This window comes from Nocardia mangyaensis (assembly GCF_001886715.1).
In the GTDB taxonomy this organism is placed as follows: domain Bacteria; phylum Actinomycetota; class Actinomycetes; order Mycobacteriales; family Mycobacteriaceae; genus Nocardia; species Nocardia mangyaensis.
Window position 1 is genome coordinate 6,333,902 of record NZ_CP018082.1, and the last position, 13,707, is coordinate 6,347,608.

Below are 13,707 nucleotides of genomic sequence, written 5' to 3' on the forward strand. Positions count from 1 at the left end.
GTACGGGGTCAGAAATCTGGTTCGGCGTGCAGTTGCGCTGACCTGGTCGGGGGTGGCAGGTCATGGGTGTCGCTATCGGCGAGGCCGTGAACGTCGTCGACACCGGTCGCGGCGATTGCGGCGTCGATGCGTGCCCCGCCTTCGGATTCCAGAGATGCGGTGTGCCAGGCGTTCTCGGCGGTTGCCGCGAGCAGGTGCGGGGCAGGCGGTAGTTGATGTGGGGAACTGGCTGTGAGGTCGATGCCGACCATGCGCATCGCCGCGACCCGGACCCGTGCTTCACGCACGCTCGTAAAGTGGGTGAGCTCACGCCATTGGCGCCCCTGATCGGGTGGCGACTGTTGCTGGATCTGGGTTTGGCGTGAGTGCCAGTGGGTCGGATCGGTGGCCCACCAGCCACGGGTTTCGGCTTCGGTGAGGTTGATGGCGGTGGCGACCATCGCCACTCGCAACCACTGCAACCGCAGATGCTGATCCAGCTTCTGCGCTGCTGGTGCGCTCACCTGGCCGTGGTCGCGGCGGACCGGGCCCACTGCGGCCAGGGTCCACAGTGTGTCGGCCTGGTGGTGTAGCTGGGCGATCAACAGCGACCGCGAGACCGGACGGCGAGGAGGCAACGAGGAGGTCCCGGTCGCTTTTCGACCTTCCTGACCAGCTTGGCGTGCATAGTCGATCCAGTTGGCGGGCACCCCGATCGCCGCGGCCTGTTCGTGGAGGATCCGCCCAGCGATCGAGAGATCCCGCAAGGTCTGAATGCGGCTGTGTGGTTCACGAGCGAGCAGCATCAGATCGACGGTGACGTTCTGGATCGCCGCCGCCATCCGTCGATGCACGAGCATCGGAGGTGTCTTGCCGGGGTTGTTGTCCGGCGACGCGGCCAGCGCCGGGCTGGCGGGCTCGAGTGGTTGGGTGGTGTCAGCCATGGCCGGTCACCGAGTTGATGCGGTAGCTCGACATCCGCCACCCCTGCGACGTCTCTGTCACCGTGGCGGTGACCTGCATCCGCCGGTAGAGGGTGGTGGAGCCGTCCCGGTGCAGCACATGCTGGGTCACCGTGGCAGTGACCGTCGTCGCGGCGATGTCGGTTTTCGTCTGCTCGGCGTCGACCAGGGCGGTGACGATGTCGTTGCTGTCGCGCCATCGGGCCCATTCCGGCAGCGGTGCCAATCCGTTCGCCGGACCACTGTTCGCTGCGGCAGCCAGTTCGCCGGTCACCCACGGTGCGGCGCGGGTCAACCCGGTGCCCGGGCCGGGATCGGTGCGCGGTTGCCAGGAGAACATGGCCGCCAAACCCATCTGGGTGACGGTCACGGCGTCGGCAGCCGCTGGATCCGGGCCCTCCACGTGGGCGGTACCCGGTGTGTGCGTACCGGGCACAGGTGCGCTGTCCTGCGCGCCGACCACCAGCACCGTGGCGACCACGATCAGGACTGTCGCGACACCGAGGGTCACAGCCCAGAGGGGTAGACGGTTCACCATGGTGTCCTCAGCTCATCGTCGTCGACATCTGGGTGGCCATCGCGAGAATGTTGGCCACATACGGGCGGGTCTGAACTTCGTAATCCGATGAGCCCGTGGGGAATCCGCCCGACCGCAGCACCGCGTGTTCGCCGGCGTTGTAGCCGGCGAGATAGAGCTCCACAGCACCGTTGGGAGCCACGACCTTGCCCTGCTCGATCCAGGTATCGACGTGGTCGGCGATGTCGCACAGATAGCGGGCCTGGCCGATGATCGCGTCGCCGTCTTCCCACACCGACGCGACACCATTACCGTCGGCGTCGATCACATACGGCTGCCCATCGGAGGCGAGAGCCGCCGCGGTGCCGGGCAGAAACTGCGCCAGACCTTGCGCACCGGCCGACGAGGTCAACCCGCGCTGAAAACCGGATTCTTTTTTGCCCTGGGCAGCCAGCAGCGACGCGCTGATTTGCGGGCATACGGTGCCACCCAGCCGATACCACGGATCCAAGTCGGTCGGGACGGTGTTCGGCGCGAGATCAGCTTCCCCGGCACTGGGTCCGCACTTCGATGCTGTGCTGGTGCCGGGTGGGTTCGTCGCGGCGGACCCGATCGGTGAGCCGTCTGGGTATCCCCCGCCCAGGGTGGTCACGTGGACATGGTCCATATGGTTGGCGGTGGCCCCGCCCCGGTCTTCCATCAGGTTGGACTCGCCGCTGGCCGCACGGTAGGTCTGGCGCCAGATCAAATAGTCGATCCGCAGCGCAATGGAGTTGGTGAGAACGAAGTCGGCGATCTGGTCACCGAGGGCTTTACCGTCCCCGGAAGTCGGGTCAGGGATCATGATGTCGATCGCCCGGCCGCTGGGATGATCGGGCCGATCATCCTCACGCTGCCCATAGATCTTCTGCACCTGAGGAAACCGTTGAACGATCGTGCGCGCCAAACGGATCGAGTCAACCTGCAACCCACGCTCTAAGCCGATAGATGCAGGCATTTCGGGCAGCTCGGCGCCCGCCGCCGTACCGGCGCCAGCTACGGGAGCATCGCTGACTGATGTCGTCGGCGGCGACACCGCGCTCGATGTCGCGACACTGGTGGACTGGTCCACATTTCCTTGGAGCAGCCACGGCATCGGGTCGATGGCCGTGCCGCCGCCGAATCGCCCTCCTTGGGTCCAGATTTCGAGATGCAAGTGCGCTCCATCTGGGCCTGCCGGGACGGTTTCGCCGTTGTAGCCGACCCCGGCGATCAGTTGACCGATACGCACGTTCTGGCCTTGTTCGACGCGGACGTCGTCGGCGAACATGTGCCCGTAGACCGAGGACACGGTTTCGCCGTCGATGTTGTGGTCGATGACCACCCAGATCCCGAACCCGCTGGCAGCTCCCACCCGCACGACGAGTCCGTCGGCGACCGCGTAGATGGCAGTCTTGGGCGCGGCGGCGAAATCCTGGCCCTGATGCCTTGTGCCCCAACGCATCCCGAAGCCCGAGGTCAGGGTGTAGCTGCCCTCGGCCATCGGCATCGTCCTCGCGTCGCCGGTCGCCGACGACGCACCGCTCGGCATCGCCGACGGCGCGCAGCCCCCCTTTTCGGCAACGCCCGCGAAGAGCAGCAGTCCAAGCAGCATCAGGGTCGCGCCCACGACCGCGACCGTCGCCCGAGCAGCACTACTCATCGCGACACCACCGAGTGAGGGCGAATCTCGCGGGTGTGAGAGCTCGAGGTGTGGTTTCGCTGACGACCGGGTTGCACGGTGCTCATCGCGGATTCACCGACCCACCGGAGGTGTGGCCGAGGTTGTCGAAGCGGCGGTTGGTGTTGTGGATATCGGAGTCGCGTTCGGTGGGGGTGAACACCATCCGAAACGGAATGCCGGGCTCGTCGGCTTCACCGGTCTTGAGCAGGTAACACCCTGTGCCCGGCGGTATTTCACGTCGGGTGGCATCGAGGTCGTCGTCGCTGGGTGGGCGCGGCGCCGCCCAGGAGGTGACCAACAATTTCTCGGTGTCGGTCATCCCGGCCACCGCGGCGATGCGGTTGGCTTCTTCGGGACCGACCGGGCCGATGATCTTCGCGCGGGCGCGTTCGAAGAACCCGAGCGCTTTCGCTTGGGCGGCTGGCGAATCGAAGGCGGCGAGGTCTTTGATGGTGTGGGAACACATGATCAGCCCGGTGGCCAAGGGCCGGTTGAGTCGGGTCAGCGCGTCGACGCGGTCGACCATGAATTCACCGACGCCGAGCACACGCCAGATCTCGTCCATCACGACCTCGAACGTCCGTGCCGGGGCCAGGCCCGCGTCGGCGAGGGCGTGAGCGGCGGCGACCGCACCGAACCCGTCCGACCAGCACGTCATCAGCACGGCTGCCAGCAGTTTGGTGTCGCCTTCGGGGATGCGGGAGATGTCGATGCAGATCGCGGGACTCGACAGATCCAACCGGGTCGAGGTGGGTCCGTTGAAGATCGCTCCGAACGGGCCTTCGACCAGGGCGCGCATCGACCGGCGCAGCGTTTTCGTCGCGGCGCGGTAGGAGATGTCGTCGTCTTCTTCGGCGAACGCGCGCAGCCGCTCGCCTCCTGCCGAGATCACTGCGAGCAGGTTCTCCAGCAATGGCGGCTTCTGGTGGGTGAAACCACCGGTTGGGCTGTAGAGCTCCCGTAAACCAGCGGCGAGCAGGACTTCCTCGTAGTCTGCGACCCGAGCGCCGCGCACCAACTCGATCAGCCCGGCAACGATGTTGATCTGCCCAGCTTCGACCCGCGCCACAACCTGGCGACGCTGATCAGCATCGGACAGCTCGGCGATGACAGCGCCCAGGGCGCCGACATCGAGGGGGTTGATGGTTCCGTGACCGTAGCCGACGTCGACGACCTGCCCACCGAGGCGCTCGACCAGGTCGCGGTATTCGCCTTTGGTGTCGCCCATGCACAGCACGGTCTCCCCCGCCGCGACAGCACCCGCGACGATGCGTCGGATCAGCGAGGACTTGCCGAAGCCGTTCAGTGCCAGCACGAACGCGATCGGCGCGGTGATGAACCCGCGCAGAAACCACGACATGGGATCGAAATGCACCGGGGCGCCGGTGATGTAGTGACTGCCCACCGGCACACCCGCGGTCGGGGCGCTCGCCCCGACGCAGAACGGCCACAACCCAGCCACCTGCACCGTCGTCGCACGCCACTCCGGTGTGCGTGGCACCACCGACGCCCGGCCACCGCCCGCGCCGGCGTAGCCCCGGTCGGTCAACACCGGTGCGATCAGATCGAACCCGTCACCGGCGGTGCCGTCGCGGCGCCGTGACGCGGTCGCGCGTCTGTGATCGTCGCTGGAGAGCATCATGCGTGCCCGCCATCCCCGCAGGCCTCCGCTGCGCACGGCTGTCATCTCGACTTCAGCGCGGCGGGCGCTGCTCAGGACACTGATGCCCTCGAAGAGTTCGGTCTTCGCGGGCTTGTCTCGACGAGGGGAACCTCCCGGGTACCGGTTCATCCCGAGACCCGCTCGGAAATGGAGGCGTGTTCGGGCAAGATCAACCCGATCCCGAGCGAGGCAGCGAATCCGGCGGCCTGGTAGCCGTAGCAGCGGCGCACCGTCAAACGCGACGCCGCCGCCATTCCTTTGACCGAGGCCTCGATTCCGGGCAGGTCAGCGTCGAGGTGATCGGTCACCGTCACCAACACCCCGAACCGGGTCAACCCAGCCCCGCGCGCTTGCTCCTCCCGCGCGGCCGAGGTATTACCGACCCGGATCCGCGCCGCCGCCGACGAAATCCCCCGCTCGGTCTGCTCGGCGGCAACAGCGTCGCGGAAGTCCGAATCCACCAACGACGTCGCTTCCGCAGCTGAATGCAAGCGGTAGACGATCGCGACCCGTTTGCGAGGCAGGTCCGGGCGCGGACGCAACAGCTCTTCGAGGACGGTTTCCATCACCGCCCCGCGGGGTGCACCATCCATTTCCCAGGTGATCGAGCGGGCGCCGTCGTGGACGTAGTGATCCCAGCGATCGTGGTGGGCGAGCGGGCCGACCGAGTCCCACGACTGCGACTGAACGATCTGAGCTCCTGCAGCTTCGACGTCACGTTGGGAAGCGAGATCGAATCGGCTCCGGACCAACCCGAGCACCTCCCACGCGTGCAGGGGCGTGGCGGGCAAGCCGGCGCGGGCGAGCTGAGACAGCACCGATTGCAGTCGTTGCCCGATCTCGCGGGCCTGCTCCGCCTGGTCACGGCGGATGCGGCCTTTGCCGATCGCCCGGTAGGTGATCGCGATACGAGCCTCGATCCGCACCCCGACCCCGCCGCTGTCGGCGGCGGCTTCCTTCATCACCGCTGTGGCGAAGTCAGGGGCGTTCGGGCGGATCAGCCGGGTGACTTCCCGGGTTTGCTTCAACCGGGTCTCGACGGTGTTGTCCAGCACCGCGGTCACCGCGACGACTTCTCCGCCACGGCTCTGCGAAGCCAGGAATTGGCCGAATCCATCGACCCAGGAATCGATTTGGGCCTGGTCGACGAGTTCCTTACCGCGCGGGATCACCCGCACGATCACCGTGTAGTGATCGCTACGCCGGATATGCAGCATCGCGAACCGCTTCCCACCCGGGGTCTCGTACTCGGTCAGGCGTGAATCAGCCAACAGCCCAGGCAATTTCGCCAGCCCTGGTAGCCGGGAGAACCGCCCGGACCGGTAGGTCAGCTCGCCGCGAGAACGAGCGCGGGCGAACTGGACCCGAAGCAGCAACAGTTCCCACCCGGTGCGCCCGTTGCGCGTCACCGCCAGCGGCACGAACACCACCGCCGCACCGAGCAGGACGGCCCCGGCGAATTCCAGGGAACGGGTGATCATGAACGACACCATCACCGTGATGACCAAGCCGAGCCCGAGGAGCGAAACCCCCCACGTCAGACCGAAGAAACCGGCCGAGCGAGGCTGTTCCCAGCGCCCATACATCCGTGTGCTCATCGCCGGACCTCCCCGGGACCGAGCGCATCCGGATCCATCGGCGACGACTCCGGAATCGAGCTTTGAGCTGCCGCCGAGATACCTTGCAATGCGCCGACGGTGAGTTGGGCGCCCAACATCGCCGCACCCGCAGGGCCTGCCCCCATCGCACCCGCAGCGGCCGCACCACTCGAACCACCGGCACCCGCTGCAGAAGCCCCACCAGCGCGCGCGCCACCCCCCACCGCACCTGCTGACATAGATCCGCCGCCACCTGGCGCGGAGCCTGTCCCACCAGACGTCGTTCCCGAACTCGCTGCCATCGGCCGCGCCCCACCAGCACCACTCGGCCCAGACGGCGTTGAACCTGCCCGGCTCGATGATCCGGCCGATGAACCAGAATTTTCAGCCTCGGACATCTTTCTGGCCTGCGATCCGCCGCTGCCGACAGCCGACATCGCGATGCCGGCGCCAGCGCCGGCCAACGCTGATGCCGCTCCGCCTCCGCCACCGAGCGTGGCCACTGCCGGTGCGATCAAGCGGATCAGCGCAGGGAGCACGATCACGCTCATCACCATCAAGATCACTCCCAGCAAGATCATCTGGGGATCTGGCTCGTCGCCACTACCGGTGACCGTGAACGCGATCGCATAGACCAACGCCCCCACCGGCTTCCACAGCACGAACGCCAGCGACCACGCCACCAACCGCTTGTAGGCTTGCGAACCGGGCCCGGTCCCCGACGCCGCTGCCGCCATCGGAATCACCGCAACAACCACAACCAGCAGGGCTTGTCGAACGACCAGCATGACGAGCTGAACCAACATACTGATCAAGCCGAGCACGGTGAGAACGAGCAGGATTCCGGGGCCGAGGTTGACCGTGATCCGTTGATCGGCGATGCGCCCGACAGCGGTATCGAGGTCACCGCGAGCGGCGTCGAAGACGACCCAGTCTGCGAATTCGTCGCCAGCCGTCGTCGCGACGGTGATCAACACGCCGAAGGTCATTGCGCCGAACGTCGCTCGCGCCAACATCAGGAAGCTCTCCTGAGCTTCCCCCGCTGCGGCACCACGCTTGGCTAAAGCCAGCCGCGCGGCCGCGAATATGATCCCGGCTGTCAGCAGCACCACTTGTAGACCGCTGGTGTACTCGCGGATCTGGGCGAGTACCGGGGCGGGCTGTCCCTGGGAGGTGGTTAGCTCCGGCGACGGAAACGTCGTCCACCACGCCATTACCATCCGCAGCGCAGAAACGAGACTCTCGACGAGATCGGCGACAATGCTGTCGATTACCGAATCGCCCGCTGCGTTTACAGCGGCGCTGCCGAGCTGACATACCTCCTTCACTCCGGGTAGTGCTACACACGCAATATCGGGAAGCTCAGCGCGGACACCCCCTCCTGTCGGCGTAGGCAAAGCGAGAACCCTGGTCATCGCTGATCCCATTTCCCGAATCCCGCCGTTGACAAGGTGGGGGTGGCGGGGCGCCAGAGACTTGCGGGGTCGTCGGGGACGCGGATGCGCCAATCGCCCTCGACCCAGACCATGGGCCAGGTCGCGATCGCGTAACCACTCGTAGAACGGACCGCGAGCTGAACCACGGCCAGGTCCTCGCGGTAGCCCGGCTGGACCCGTACCCCTTCGGGGACGGTGACGTAGCGTGCCATGTTCGGGTCGCTGGTGCGAGAGCGGGCGAACTGGTCGATCAACGTATCGCCGCCGCCGTAAAAGCGGTCCCGAACTACCTTTCGCCAGATCGGGTCCGGCGCGGTGTAAACCCGCCCAATCGCGTCCATCGCCGCCAACGCAGCACCTTGCGGCGTGCGGGCGAACCCCGCTGCCACACCGGCGTCGATGCGTGCAGGGCCGTCGCTGCCCGAGACCGGCACTGCCGCGCCGTCCCAGATCCGCTGCCACTGCAATCGAGCCGGTGCCGCGGTCAGGAAATCCGATCGCGTCGGCTCGGTCCGATCCTGGGCGGTTTGCGGCAACGCCGTACCGGATTCTTCAGCCGGGACTTCGAGACGGTTGCCGAACATGTCGACCGTTGGCGGGCGCACAGCTGCCGGTGTCGTCGGTGGCGTGACGGTCGTCGTAGGTTGTCCGCTGTGTGCGGGGGGTTGGGCGGTGTCGGCTTGGTCGCCACTGGTGACGGTTAGGACGAACACGACGATCACCACAGCGGCGATGATGCTGAGCAAAATGAGCAGGGTTCGAGTCGAACGCATCAGAACTAGTCCTCACGGTTTCGGCAGGGCGACGATGTCGTTGGGCACCGAATCCACTGCGGTGACCGGGCTTTCGGTCACGGCGTCGGGCAGTCGCAGTCGCCACCCGTCGGTGGCCCAGATGACGGTGGCGGTGTTGCGGGTGATCGAGCGGTCCGGATAGGTGGAGTAGGTCTGAACCTGTGCTTCGGTGTCGGTGTAGGCCCGGACGAGGTAGCCGAGGATGCGCGGCGCCATGTCGGTGGCGGGGGTGGTGATCGAGATCTGGGCGCGAGCTGTCGCCCAGGTGTCGCGGCCTCGGCCGGGGGCGATCATGCTTTGCCCGACCGAGGCCCATTGGCCGTCCGGTGCGACCGACATCCGCACGGTCGCGTGGATCGCGGCCAGTGCGGCACCGACCGGAGACCGGTCGAAGTCCGAGGCGATCGCACCCTCGATCAGGCGGGGGCCTTGCGCTGCGACAGGTAGGTCGATGCCCTGGTAGGTTCGCCAGCTCAGGCCTTTGGGGATCAGCTGCGTAACGTCGGTGGAGGCTGGGACGCGCTGGTCCTCGCCGGAGTCGGTGTCACCACAGCCCGTGGCGGCGATGGTCGCTATGGCAAGCACGATCCACACGGTGATCGTCCGACGGCCGCGTATCGAAAGCTTTTGTGGCATAGGGATGTCCTGTGTTTCATGTAGGGAGGATGGCGATGGCCAGGGCGCTGGCTGAGCCGAGGAGTGCGGCGGCAGCGAGGGAGCCGATGAAGCCTTCGATCGCTTCTTCGCGGTAGATCCGGAGGGCGAGTTGGCCGCCGACGAAGGTCGCGCGAGCTACGCACAGCAGCAGCACGAACCAGGCCAGCCAATTCACCAGCTGTGTCAGCGGTGCCAGCACCTGCGCGGGCAGCGGTTCGGCGATCACCAGCCGCCCCCGAACCGGTCGGCGTCGTGGGCCGCGCGGATCGCGGATGACACCGCGGCGGCGGGCAGCCAGGGAAAGGTGCGGGCAAGGTCATGGCCTCCGGCGCGCAAGCTGCTCATTTCGGCCCACACCGTCTCGGCGAGTTCCTTGACGCGCTCGTAGTCCGCCACCGGGTCCGCTCGTCCGGCCACGATCCAGGTCGGTGTTGCGCGCAAGAGGTCTTCGACCACTGCCAGATCGGCCCCGCATCGCCGATACGCGCGCAGTGTGTGGCGGGCGGACTCGATCTCGGCCTCGGTGTGAAGGCCCCGCTCACCCAGCGCCGTGGAAAGGTCGTGGATGAGACGGGCACCTGCTTGGCGGGCTACCCCTGTCGGGTGCGTGGTCAGTGCCCCATCGTGATCGGGTAGTTCGGTGACCGGTCCGATCGCGACGATCGCAGCGACGCGGCGGGTCTGGTCGCGTCGGTGGTGGTAGAGCCATTCCTGCGCCACGATCGTTGCCAGGGAATGCACCACCAACACGACGTGGCTTCCCGCGTGGGAGATCACCGTGTTCAGGTCCTCGACCAGTTGGGCCATCCCCGCCCGGCCCGGAGCAAGCGGTAGGTCGTTGCCGTGGCCACGCTGGTCGTAGACCAATTGCGCGGTGTCTGCGCTGAAGTGTCTGTCGACCACCGTGATCATGGGTGAGAAATGCGCTGCGCTGGCCAGTGGTCCGGGCAGGTAGACGACGGTCAGGGTGACGTCCGCTTCCCCGAAACGAGTGGCCGTCAACGCTGTGCCATCAGCCGCGGTGATGGTTACGGCACGCGAGTGTATTGCGCTGTCGTGGGTTTCGTGGCTGGGCTGAGGTGCCTGCATGTCAGGAGCCTCCGGTGACGGCGGCGTTCATGATGGCGCCGGCGGAGGTGGCGATGATGCCGCCGACCATGGCCGCGAACACGATCTTGGGGGATTCGACCGCGCCGCCGTGCCAGCGCTCCCAGCCGAACTTGCCACCGGCATAGATCAGGGCTGCGACCCCGGCCAAGATGACCAGCCACGACAAGTAGCCCACCAGATTGGTCAGTTTGTCTCCGCCCGGCGGGATAGTGGGGTTTACCTTGATCTCTTGGGCCAGCACAGACACGCTGTCACCCACCACGGATAGAACGGACATGGTTATCTCTCCGAATCCTGTTGGTCGATAAGGTTTTTCGCTGCCCGCGCGAGGGCGTCGATGAGCTCGCTGCCGACGTGATGAACATCGAGGGGCACTGCCTGGGTCAGGCGTGCGCGCCGTCGCGGGACGGGGTCGAACGGGGTGAACTCGGCGAGCTCGGCCAGTTCGCGTTCGATGAGCTCGTCGTGCCAACCGATGTCCCACACGTGTTCGACCAGGTCCTCCACCACGGCGCGATAACGGCGTACCGAGGCCGGGACTCGCCCCGGGCGGGCGGCACTGAGCACGACACCGACGATCTCGACACCGTCAGGAGCGGTACCGACATGCCACTCGCGTAGTCGATCTGCACACGCGACCAGCCCCGGCAGACACAGCCGCGCCGCCACGACGACCCGCTGCGTCGTCTGCACCGACCCAGGCCAGGCCTGCCCACAGTCCGCCGCTGGCGCCCACCACCGAGCGAGCGTCGAGGTGCCGGCTCCGCCGTGGGCGCCGACAATCGCGACCACCGGTGGATGCGCTCGGGTCGTCGGCAGGGGCTCGGTGCGGATGCTAGCGACGCGATCTGGAGGGCTCACCGTGGCCGGATCCAGACGGCGACCGCCGATCCCGGCGAGGGGGTGCTGGCGGAAGGTCAAGGCATGCATCAGCTGCCTCGCTTCTGGATGTTGGTGATGACCAACCCGGCTGGGGCAACGCCGGATACGTTGATCACCTGCAGGTAGTCGAACCGACGCCCATCGGGATGAAGTTCCACCAGGTGGACCTCGGCGGTGTTCTGCGCGATCGAGGTGATACCGACACAGTGGGTGGTGCCGAGCGGCAGCGCGGTGATCGCGGCGGCCAGCGGTTCGTGTGCGAGCCCGGCCTGCGGACTCGTCAACCGCAGCACTTGTTCAGCACTGCGGGTCACGTAGTAGGCGTGTTCGAACGCCGCGATCACGCCCGCGACGGTCGCGGTATCACCGGCACCGGCCGTCACGATCTGAGCGGTCACGCCTGCGCAGGCCCGCTCTGTGACAACCACGGCGGAAGAAGCTGTCAGCGGGGCCGAGGTTGTCGCGGAGGTGTCGGCCCGGTCACCGCTCCCGCCTGACATGCTCACCGCGAGGGCCGCTGCCGATCCGGAAACAACGGTCAAGACAGCGGCGCTGATCGCGACGATTCGTGAACGCTGCGCCCGCCCGCGGTTGTGCTGTCCGGGTTGGCTGTCGACGTGTTGGTCGACCCGCTGGGGCTCGTCTGAATGTGATTCTGGGCTGTTGGGGTTGTGTAGCCAAGCGGCACCATGATGGCGGCTCAGGTCGTCGGTGGGCATGTTGTTCACCTCCTCGATCAGCTGGGTTGTGGTCGGGCCCTTCGGAGCACGCCGCTGGAAGAGCCACTGATCAGGCGGGGGAAAGCCCAGTAACTCTGGTCGTGCTCCGAAGGGGTCTAGGGGTGCGCCACCGGCGGACTTGTGGTGACTGATACCGAGTTGGTCTGCGTGGCAGGGTTTTTCGCTGTGGTGGGCGAGGGTGCTGGATGTGGATGAGTCGAAGGCGTCACGCTGGTCGAGGGCGTCGGTTGCTTCGTCGATGACGTCGTCTGGGCGGCAAGGTCGTGGGCGATCGCGGTGAACCACGCGGTGGTCGCGGCCAGTGGGGTGTCTCCGCTGGTTGTCACCGAGACGGTGCTGTAGCTGCTGCGTCGTCCGGTGGAGTTGCTGTATTGGGCGGTCGCTGAGGTCGTGTACAGGTCTTGGGGGTCGGTGATCGTGGAGGTGATCGCCTCGAACGCGTCGTTGACCCAGGTACTGATCGACTGGGGTGGCACCAGATCCACCACGGCCTCAGCGACTTTCGTGCCGAGCACCGCGACCGCGGCGGCAGGGTTGGACAGACCGACAGCGGCGAGTTCGGCGATGGTCGTGGCGGTGAAGACCTTCTGCGCCACCGACACCACGGCGTTGAAGCCGATCGTGCCGATCTTGAACAGCGCTGACAGGGCGTCGGATTCGGTGGTTGTGGTGGCAGTCGGTGAGGACGCCGCCGCGACGCGCTGGCCCAGGGTTTGGTTCGGGGCGTAGGAGAGCTGGTCCAGGCTGGTGCCGATGATGTCGTCGTTGACGACGCCGACCGCGGTGGTGAAGGCGGTGGAGGCCAGCGCTTGGGCGACGGTGGCGATCGCGGCAACCGGGTCCTTGCCTTCGGCCTGCCCGGCGATGTTGGTAACAGCGGTCAGCAGCGGGCTGCCCGACTGGACATCGCAGGTCGCATCACCGGCCACACACAGATCAGCTACACGGCCGACCAGCGAGCCGTAGCTGGTCGGTGTAGTGCTGGCGGCGATCCCTGCCCCGGACAATCCGATGTTGGTCAGCGTGATCTTCGACACCGCGGTTCCGTCCGTGCCGGATGCAGCGGAAGGGGCTTCCGCGTTGTCGGTGCCCGGCAGGGCGCCGGTCGCTGCTCGTCGGGAAGGGTTGGCCAGCAACGCGATCCCTGCGACCTTCTCTGCAGGCACTCGTGACATGGCCGCCCCGGACTTTTCGGCGAACACTGCTGCCGCAGCGGCGCCTTGGGCGTAGCCGGCGACCGCGATCTGGGTCGATGGGCACTGGTCGATCATTTCGCCGGCGCGTTGCTCGATCTGATCGGCCGCTGCGGTCACCGCTGCCGGGTAGTTCGCCGTGTTCACCTCAGCGCCGAAGACGATGTAGGACCGCTCGATCGCCGCGCCCAATTTGGTGGCCAACCGTCCGAAGGCCTGGCCCAGCACCCCCGTATCGCCGGTGTCGACGGTGGTGGCGGCGCCTTCCTCACCGTTCTGCACGCCGAGCACGTACAAGGCAGGACAGGCGGAGGTTGCAGGATTGCCCGCTGTCGTCGACGGGCGAGGTGGGCTGGTGGTGGGCTCGGCCAGGGCTGGTGTCGCGCCGATGACCGTCACTGTCAGCCATGCGGCCGCGATCGCGCAGGCTCTGCGCTGAGTTGTGTTGTGGTTCATCGGATTCGGCTTCCTTTC

Annotated in this window: 14 protein-coding genes; all 14 read right to left on the reverse strand. The window is 66.8% G+C overall.

Annotated elements, in window-relative coordinates; translation table 11 throughout:
* Positions 1–8: 8 nt before the first annotated feature.
* The 14 genes from BOX37_RS28805 to BOX37_RS28870 all read right to left on the reverse strand — a co-directional run bounded on the left by BOX37_RS28805 (position 9) and on the right by BOX37_RS28870 (position 13,689).
* On the reverse strand, positions 9–923 hold the full coding sequence (locus tag BOX37_RS28805; RefSeq protein WP_071930356.1) for a hypothetical protein: 915 nt from the start codon (positions 921–923) through the stop codon (positions 9–11).
* Positions 916–1,452 carry a hypothetical protein gene (locus tag BOX37_RS28810; RefSeq protein ID WP_156910612.1) on the reverse strand — a complete coding sequence of 179 codons (537 nt, stop codon included), beginning with the start codon at positions 1,450–1,452 and terminating at the stop codon, positions 916–918. The genes BOX37_RS28805 and BOX37_RS28810 overlap by 8 nt, the downstream gene beginning before the upstream one ends.
* Before the next feature lie 34 nt (positions 1,453–1,486).
* Complete coding sequence (locus BOX37_RS28815; protein ID WP_167660009.1) at positions 1,487–3,106, reverse strand: M23 family metallopeptidase; 1,620 nt, start codon at positions 3,104–3,106, stop codon at positions 1,487–1,489.
* A 115-nt stretch (positions 3,107–3,221) separates the two neighbouring features.
* Positions 3,222–4,802 (reverse strand): hypothetical protein, encoded by a 1,581-nt coding sequence (locus BOX37_RS28820; protein ID WP_240505091.1) that lies wholly within the window; start codon positions 4,800–4,802, stop codon positions 3,222–3,224.
* Between the two features lie 146 nt (positions 4,803–4,948).
* Positions 4,949–6,421, reverse strand: coding sequence for an SCO6880 family protein (locus BOX37_RS28825; protein ID WP_071930360.1), 1,473 nt, complete (start codon positions 6,419–6,421; stop codon positions 4,949–4,951).
* The gene (locus tag BOX37_RS28830; protein WP_071930362.1) at positions 6,418–7,749 is read right to left on the reverse strand and encodes a TrbL/VirB6 family protein; all 1,332 of its coding nucleotides are present in this window, start codon (positions 7,747–7,749) and stop codon (positions 6,418–6,420) included. Before BOX37_RS28830 ends, BOX37_RS28825 begins: the two co-directional genes overlap by 4 nt.
* A gap of 83 nt (positions 7,750–7,832) precedes the next feature.
* A complete protein-coding gene (locus tag BOX37_RS28835) occupies positions 7,833–8,630 on the reverse strand; it encodes a DUF8175 domain-containg protein (RefSeq protein WP_071930364.1) in 798 nt (265 codons plus the stop codon).
* A 12-nt stretch (positions 8,631–8,642) separates the two neighbouring features.
* A complete protein-coding gene (locus BOX37_RS28840) occupies positions 8,643–9,236 on the reverse strand; it encodes a DUF8175 domain-containg protein (protein ID WP_156910613.1) in 594 nt (197 codons plus the stop codon).
* A gap of 67 nt (positions 9,237–9,303) precedes the next feature.
* Entirely contained in the window at positions 9,304–9,534 is a 231-nt protein-coding gene (locus BOX37_RS28845) for a hypothetical protein (protein WP_062990417.1), read from the reverse strand.
* Entirely contained in the window at positions 9,531–10,310 is a 780-nt protein-coding gene (locus tag BOX37_RS28850; RefSeq protein ID WP_071930367.1) for an alpha/beta fold hydrolase, read from the reverse strand. The genes BOX37_RS28845 and BOX37_RS28850 overlap by 4 nt, the downstream gene beginning before the upstream one ends.
* 88 nt (positions 10,311–10,398) lie before the next feature.
* Positions 10,399–10,695 carry a hypothetical protein gene (locus BOX37_RS28855; RefSeq protein ID WP_062990422.1) on the reverse strand — a complete coding sequence of 99 codons (297 nt, stop codon included), beginning with the start codon at positions 10,693–10,695 and terminating at the stop codon, positions 10,399–10,401.
* 2 nt (positions 10,696–10,697) lie between these two features.
* On the reverse strand, positions 10,698–11,111 hold the full coding sequence (locus tag BOX37_RS34450) for a hypothetical protein (protein ID WP_156910614.1): 414 nt from the start codon (positions 11,109–11,111) through the stop codon (positions 10,698–10,700).
* A 236-nt stretch (positions 11,112–11,347) separates the two neighbouring features.
* The gene (locus BOX37_RS34455) at positions 11,348–11,698 is read right to left on the reverse strand and encodes a DUF8176 domain-containing protein (RefSeq protein WP_156910615.1); all 351 of its coding nucleotides are present in this window, start codon (positions 11,696–11,698) and stop codon (positions 11,348–11,350) included.
* A gap of 437 nt (positions 11,699–12,135) precedes the next feature.
* Positions 12,136–13,689, reverse strand: coding sequence for a cutinase family protein (locus BOX37_RS28870; RefSeq protein ID WP_084760308.1), 1,554 nt, complete (start codon positions 13,687–13,689; stop codon positions 12,136–12,138).
* Between the last annotated feature and the right edge of the window lie 18 nt (positions 13,690–13,707).

Excerpts from the sequence above, each read along its gene's own strand:
- BOX37_RS28805 (WP_071930356.1), bottom strand. The coding sequence starts at position 923 with ATGGCTGACACCACCCAACCACTCGAGCCCGCCAGCCCGGCGCTGGCC.
- BOX37_RS28820 (WP_240505091.1), bottom strand. The coding sequence starts at position 4,802 with ATGATGCTCTCCAGCGACGATCACAGACGCGCGACCGCGTCACGGCGC.
- BOX37_RS28825 (WP_071930360.1), bottom strand. The coding sequence starts at position 6,421 with ATGAGCACACGGATGTATGGGCGCTGGGAACAGCCTCGCTCGGCCGGT.
- BOX37_RS28835 (WP_071930364.1), bottom strand. The coding sequence starts at position 8,630 with ATGCGTTCGACTCGAACCCTGCTCATTTTGCTCAGCATCATCGCCGCT.
- BOX37_RS28855 (WP_062990422.1), bottom strand. The coding sequence starts at position 10,695 with ATGTCCGTTCTATCCGTGGTGGGTGACAGCGTGTCTGTGCTGGCCCAA.
- BOX37_RS28870 (WP_084760308.1), bottom strand. The coding sequence starts at position 13,689 with ATGAACCACAACACAACTCAGCGCAGAGCCTGCGCGATCGCGGCCGCA.